Origin of the sequence: Candidatus Protofrankia californiensis (assembly GCF_900634765.1) — a bacterium.
Taxonomy (GTDB): domain Bacteria; phylum Actinomycetota; class Actinomycetes; order Frankiales; family Frankiaceae; genus Protofrankia; species Protofrankia californiensis.
In genome coordinates this window covers 19,694-25,732 of sequence record NZ_CAAAFT010000466.1, presented here as the reverse complement: position 1 = coordinate 25,732, position 6,039 = coordinate 19,694, and the positions used below count along the sequence as shown (strand labels likewise).

The window sequence follows — 6,039 nt, the reverse complement described above, 5'->3', positions numbered from 1 at the left end:
CCCGGCGATGGACCTCGCGGATCGGCTTTCGGGCCCCTGGATCCGGCAGGCACCCCCGATCCAGCAGGAACCCCGGGAGCAAAAGGAACATGATTGCGCCGCCATTGTTTCCCCAGGTTTTCTGAAAAGCGGGACGGCTGTGAATCACGTGCGCCGACAGCCTGCGGCCGGTCTTGTCATGATCTGTCCATCCGTCGGCCGACAGCGGACTCCGGGCCATGGCTGAAGCTGTGGCGTGAGCTTCGCCGGCCCTGCGGGTGGGCTGCGGGCGAGACGGCCGTGAGTGCGTGACCACCTGGTCGGACAGAGATCCAGGTGGCATCCGCTGTGAAACGTACCCGTAACGTGATGTCCGTCTGCCTGCGGATATGGGACGCCGGCATCTCGGGGTCGGGTGCGTGGGTGCGCGCTGCTCAGGGGTGGGCGGCTCGCCGACCTTCGTCGAGGTGACCTCGACGAAGGTCAGACCGTGTGCCGACTGTTGCTGGCTGTCACCACAGGGTTGATATCGTGCCCCGGGCCCCGGACACGGGCTAGAAAGATGTGGTCATGGCCGCTTGCTCGCATCCAACGCCCATCCGACTCTATAGCTTTGGCGGTGGGCGTCACTTCTGGTTGGCGGGTTATGTGTCAGGCTGTCGCCTCGGGGGATCGCCGGGTAGACGATGGGGAGGCTTGTGTGCGCGAGGTTAAGGTCAAGTTCCATGTGAGGGACAGGGAGGCACTCTTCCTGGCCCTCAAGGCGCGAGGCATCGAGCTGGGTGAGCCGTTCTTTCAGGATGACCAGGCGTACGCTCCTGATCGCTGGACCTTCGAGGACAGTCGGCTGGGTGTGTCCTTCCCGCGGCTACGTACGATAAACGACCGTCATTTTTTCACCCTGAAACAGCCCACTATCAACGCCCAGGCATACATCTCGTTCGAGACCGAAGTCGCCGATCGCGATCAGATGCATCAGGCCATCCTGAACATGGGTTTCTGTCCGACGGTGCGGGTCGCCAAGATCCGGCGGACGGCGAGTCTGGGCAACATGTCGCTCTGCGTGGACGAACTCGACGGGCTGGGTATGTTTCTGGAGCTCGACTGTCCGGTGTCCGCGCACGAGTCGGCGGTGACAGTGCAAGAGGCGCTGAATACCTTTGTGGCTTCCCTCAATGTTGACGTGACACGTACCGAGGAAACATGTGACGCGCTGGTGCGGATCGCTCAGCTGCGTGCCGCCTGAGATTCTGAGATTCTTTTCCGGATCCTCTGTCCAGGCGATCCACGCCCAAGCGGCCCCCTGGTGCGCATCGTTGCCGCATGCCGTGGTTCGCCTTGTCGGACGCTGTGGCCGGGCCGCGGTGGCATGGGGACCCCGCTTGGCCAAACCGGTATAACTCGTCCGGTATCGGCTTGATTCGGAGTCCATTGTCGATCTTCGATCGACGGGGTTCGGGTCCTGCCAGCAGCAGCCTGGACGTGGCTCGCCATCCGGCCCCATGGTTCGGAACGACTCCGGGAGCCCGGCGATCACGGCAGTGTGAGCTCGGTGGCACATGGTTGGCGGCGCACGATCGCCACGAGGTCCTGTGGTTGCGGTGGTGGGGTGGGTGGGGGCTGGCAAGGTCGGTCCGACCGTGTGCGATCTGCGCCGACATGCATACATCGGGTTCACTCTGAGGGAGTAACCACAGGGGTTTCTGGCCGGTTCGGCGCACCCTGTCCTGCTTCCTGCGGATAAAATCTTTACAGGGTAGTAAGACGCTTGCGCTTGGTAATCATTTGTCGGCGTGACCGTAGATTTCGACCGATGCGGTAACGCAGTGTATTGGTGATGTGCGAGGTTCTTCCGCCCCGGCTTTCTCGCGGATGACGCGGGCAACTACATACAATTACATACAACATACGACTACATGCAATCCAACGACACGGGCGATGTAACCGACTACAGACAGGTGGGCCACGGCACATGATGCAAAGCTGTGCCCGGGCGAATGGGGCGGCCGCCTTTTCGCGCGTGGTGGCTACGGCCAGGTGGCCTGCACGTTTGTGCGCCACCGTCGTCGGTCTTGCCTGTGTGCTTGCCACCCGCACGGTCCGCGGTGTGCTGTCGATCCTGCTCCCAGCGGCTGTGCCCGGCCGGACGGGCCTTGCCGACCACGGTGTGCGCGTGGCTCAACCGTCCGGTTCTTCCGCGGCGCCTTGGACGAGCGAGATCCTCAGGTACGCGATGGCCCGCCGGGGACCGCCAGGAGCGTGCATCAGTCTTGAGGTAGGCCCGCGGCTCTTCTGGCAGCCAGGTTCCTCGGCAGTCCGATTCGCAGCGGTATAGCCAGTCCGGTGGCAGCCGGTAACCCCGCGCTCAAGAAAGCAGGATCGTATTTCCCTTGGCTGCCAAGGTCGCTACGGCTGGTGTTGGTTCCGGTAGGCTGACTTGTTGACAGTGTCTCCTGCCAGCGGCGTTTCCTGCCGACGGGGCCGACTCACTGACCAAGCAGCGACCCGGAACTTGGGCCTCCCGAACCTCCCGGATCCGGCAGGAACCTCGAGTGCGAGAAAAGCATGATCGTGTTGCTTTTCGCCCTCCAGAGCCCGGTCAGGTAGCCACGCGTCCTGTTGCGATCAAGAGATTGAGTGTGAAAACGGCTGCTATCGCGACCGTCTACTCCCTCACTTTCATGATACGACGATCTTCGATCATGGATCATTGATCGACTTCGGGATGGATCTGCGCTACCTGGCCGACGCTCTAGCCCCTGCTCCGTGCCGTGTCGGCACGTGCCTGTCGACGGACCGGCCGCACGCGCCCGGGGCTGCTACCGCCACTGCGCGGATCACGTCACCGATACGCCCTTCACGCCTTCAAGGACGGCCCTTGTTGACTACTCTCAGCCCTGAACCCGCCCCGCGAGACGACGATGCGCAGCAGCCGACGGACGTGTCCGGCACGGCGATGCGCCGCCAGCCCGGTCAGCTGGAGGCAGCGGTCCTCACGGTTGTCTGGGCGGCCCGTGCGCCGGTGAGCACCGGCGACATCCAGCAGGAGCTGGGCGGGGGACTCGCGCACAGCACCATAGCCACCACGCTTGCCCGTCTCATCGGCAAGGGGCATGTCGAGCGAGTTCGGATCCGTCGGGTCTGGATGTATCACCCGACTCGACGGCGGGAGGAGTATGCCGCCGCCCAGATGCTCGCGTCACTGGAACAGGCGGGTGACCCCGAAGCGGCCCTGGGCCACTTCGCCGCGGCCCTTCCGCTCCGGCAGGCACGCCTGCTTAGCATGATGCTGGAGGCAGCCGCCACGGACACCTCCGGAACTGCGGACACCTCCGGAACTGCGGACACCTCCGGAGCTACGGACACCCCTGGAACCGGCGGTCCGGGCGAAGAGTGAGGCGAAAGGGGCAGGGCGAAACGGGTAGGGCGAAAAGGGTGGCCTCTGGCGCTCATGGACCGTGTAGGTGTCGCTTCGCCGCCGTCCATGCGCGTTCTTACGGGGGCGGGCTGCAGCGGGAACACAGGCCGCGAAAGATGATCTGTGTTTCGTCCAGGGTGCCGATGCCGGGGTGGGTGGCAGTATCGGGATGCAGGCAGGGGTGTGCGCCGACAGCGCAGGCGACGTCCTGGACCGATCCGCAGGAACGGCAGACGAAGTGGTGGTGGAGGGCGCTGCCTGCCTCGTAGAGGGTCACGCCCGGGCCGACGTCCGCCAGCAGCGCGAGTCCTGCGGCAGTCAGGTCACGCAGCACGTTGTAGACACTGGTCCGGGCAAGATCGTATCCATTGTTTGCCAGGTGGTCGTGGACCTCGTCGGCGCGGCGGTGGCCACCAAGACGCCCCAGGGCGTCCAGCACCGCGAGCCGGGGGCCGGTGGCCCGAAGGCCCGCGGTGCGTAGCCGAGCGCTCAGTTCAACTGTGCGCCAAACATCCATGCGTGTTTGTCCAGAGTCGCGGTCAGGCCGATCAGAAGGTCCTGGGTGACCGGGTCGAGGTCGTCGAGCTGGTCCACTCTCGCACGGACGGAGTCAGCGACGTTACGCAGCCGATCGGTGATCTCGCGGACCACGTCGACGTCGGCGAGCGACCCCGCGGGCAACTCGCTCAGTGGTGTCTCCTTGGCCACGGTGGCGCTACGTCCGTCCGGACGGTAACCGACGGCCACGGCGCGCTCCGCCACCTCGTCCGCGCCCAGTCGTACGTCGTCGACCAGGGTGTCGAGCTGCTGGTGCACCGGCAGGAAGCGGGGGCCGACGACGTTCCAGTGGGCCTGTTTGCCCTGTTGGGCGAGGTCGATCAACTCCACCAGCGTGGCCTGCAGCAGGCTACCCACACGATCAACGTTGTTGATCATATTCGAGTCTCCTCTTCTTTGGACTATGTCCAATCTACCCGCTGATCGTGACGTGATCACAACGTTTTCCTGTGTAGCCGAAGGCATTGGACGGGTTGCTCCGAAGCAGCATCGCGGTGTCCCGCACAGGCAGGGATGCGGGGAGCCGGGACGGCTGATCGGCCGTGCTCGACCGAGGCGAGCGGATCGGTCCGTGCCCCCTGCCGGGCAGGGCGACACCAGGCGATCACGGCGGCCAGCGCCGCGCATCCGGCCAGGACCGTCGCGGCAGCAGCGAATCCGCCGATGCCGAACGCGACCGACGTCACTGACACGCCGAGGGCGCTCCCCAGACCGCGGGTCATGTTCAGTACCCCGCTCGCCGACCCGCTTTCCTGGGGACGGACCGCCGACATCACAGCGGCGTTGTTCACCGGAGTGAACAGCCCGATGCCAACCCCGATGATCGCCAGTGCAATCTCTGTCGCCGCGACGGCGCCGAGACCCACGGCGGCGTCCCCGGCAGCACCGTTCGCCGAACGGGCGAGGGCCGCCACACAGCCGGCTGTCACAACGACACCGACCATGGAGGCGAGCATCCCCAGGACCGTTGTCCGGCGGACGCCGTAGCGCCGCGAGAGCGCGCCGGCCGTCGGCGCGGTCAGCCCGATCGCCAGTGGGAGGGCGGTCAAGGCCAGGCCCGCGAACGCGATGCTCAGCCCGCCGCGGTCGGTCAGGTGTAGCGGGACGGCGAACAGCGTTCCGAACAGCACCGCGGACGCCAGCATCCCACTCCCGAGCCCGGATGCGACGTCGCGGCGCCGCAACAGCTCAAGGTCGATCACGGGAGCATCGGTCCGGGCCTGCCGCCGGATGAATGCCCAGCCGAGCGCTGCCGAGCCGGCGAGCGCCAGCCATATGCCAGGATGCGCAGGCTCGTCCGTAGCGGCTTGTGACAGCCCGACCAGGCCAGCGGTCACAGAGAGGAACAGCAGCGCCAGACCTGGCCAGTCGAACGCGGTCCGGGCCGCCCGCAGCCGGGTCCGGGGGAGCAGGACCCAACCGAGGGCGCACCCGAGAATTCCGGTGGGAATGTTGATGTAGAAGATCCACCGCCAGCCACCTGCGTTGGTGAGCAGGCCGCCGAGCACCGGGCCCAGCGACAGCCCGAGAGCCTGCGCCGCCGCCTGCAGGCCGATGGCGCGACTGAGCGCGTCCCGTGGAACAGCACTGACGATCAAAGCGACGCTGTTGGCCTGCAACATGGCTGCACCGATCGCCTGGACCACCCGGAAGGCGAGCAGCGTCGTCAGGTTCGGTGCGAGCCCGCATCCGAGTGAAGCCAGCGTGAACACGACGAAACCGTAGGTGTACAGAAGTTTTCGTCCGATCATGTCGGCGAGGCGTCCTACTGCCGCGACCGTGCCGACCAGGACGACCAGGTAGGACAAACTCACCCAAGTGATCGCTGTCAGGGACGCGCCCAGGTCGGTCCGGATGTCGGGTAGCGCGATGGTCACGATGCTGGCGTCGAGCTGCCCCATGAAGGCGCCGATGCAGACGGTCGCGACGATCAGCCAGGGGGCGCGAGCGTGATCACGGATGCATTGTGGTCGTCCCTGCTCGGTGAGGAGCCCGCGCCACGTGAGCCGACGCCATCGGAGTCGCTGGACCGCGCTGTTCCGTATGTCCTCTTCGCCACCCTGCATGTCGTCTTCGGTGTCGGT

6 protein-coding genes are annotated in these 6,039 nt (G+C 65.8%); 2 read left to right on the top strand and 4 right to left on the bottom strand.

The window, feature by feature from the left end; genetic code table 11:
- On the bottom strand, positions 1-220 hold a 220-nt coding region (locus DD1DGNOD_RS28400), incomplete at its 3' end, for a hypothetical protein (RefSeq protein WP_206443397.1).
- Between the two features lie 459 nt (positions 221-679).
- Here DD1DGNOD_RS28400 and DD1DGNOD_RS24075 point away from each other — a divergent pair.
- Positions 680-1,225 carry a class IV adenylate cyclase gene (locus DD1DGNOD_RS24075; protein WP_131771089.1) on the top strand — a complete coding sequence of 182 codons (546 nt, stop codon included), beginning with the start codon at positions 680-682 and terminating at the stop codon, positions 1,223-1,225.
- A gap of 1,632 nt (positions 1,226-2,857) precedes the next feature.
- Entirely contained in the window at positions 2,858-3,376 is a 519-nt protein-coding gene (locus DD1DGNOD_RS24070; RefSeq protein WP_165035249.1) for a BlaI/MecI/CopY family transcriptional regulator, read from the top strand.
- Positions 3,377-3,473: 97 nt separating this feature from the next.
- Here DD1DGNOD_RS24070 and DD1DGNOD_RS24065 read toward each other — a convergent pair whose 3' ends face one another.
- The 3 genes from DD1DGNOD_RS24065 to DD1DGNOD_RS24055 all read right to left on the bottom strand — a co-directional run.
- The gene (locus tag DD1DGNOD_RS24065; RefSeq protein ID WP_131768631.1) at positions 3,474-3,914 is read right to left on the bottom strand and encodes a Fur family transcriptional regulator; all 441 of its coding nucleotides are present in this window, start codon (positions 3,912-3,914) and stop codon (positions 3,474-3,476) included.
- Complete coding sequence (locus DD1DGNOD_RS24060) at positions 3,887-4,333, bottom strand: Dps family protein (protein WP_131768692.1); 447 nt, start codon at positions 4,331-4,333, stop codon at positions 3,887-3,889. The genes DD1DGNOD_RS24065 and DD1DGNOD_RS24060 overlap by 28 nt, the downstream gene beginning before the upstream one ends.
- 56 nt (positions 4,334-4,389) lie before the next feature.
- On the bottom strand, positions 4,390-6,039 hold a 1,650-nt coding region (locus DD1DGNOD_RS24055; protein WP_206443396.1), incomplete at its 5' end, for an MFS transporter.

What these genes read in the sequence shown, in the direction of transcription:
- DD1DGNOD_RS24065 (WP_131768631.1), bottom strand. Translation starts at nt 3,914, where the DNA reads ATGGATGTTTGGCGCACAGTTGAACTGAGCGCTCGGCTACGCACCGCG.
- DD1DGNOD_RS24060 (WP_131768692.1), bottom strand. Translation starts at nt 4,333, where the DNA reads ATGATCAACAACGTTGATCGTGTGGGTAGCCTGCTGCAGGCCACGCTG.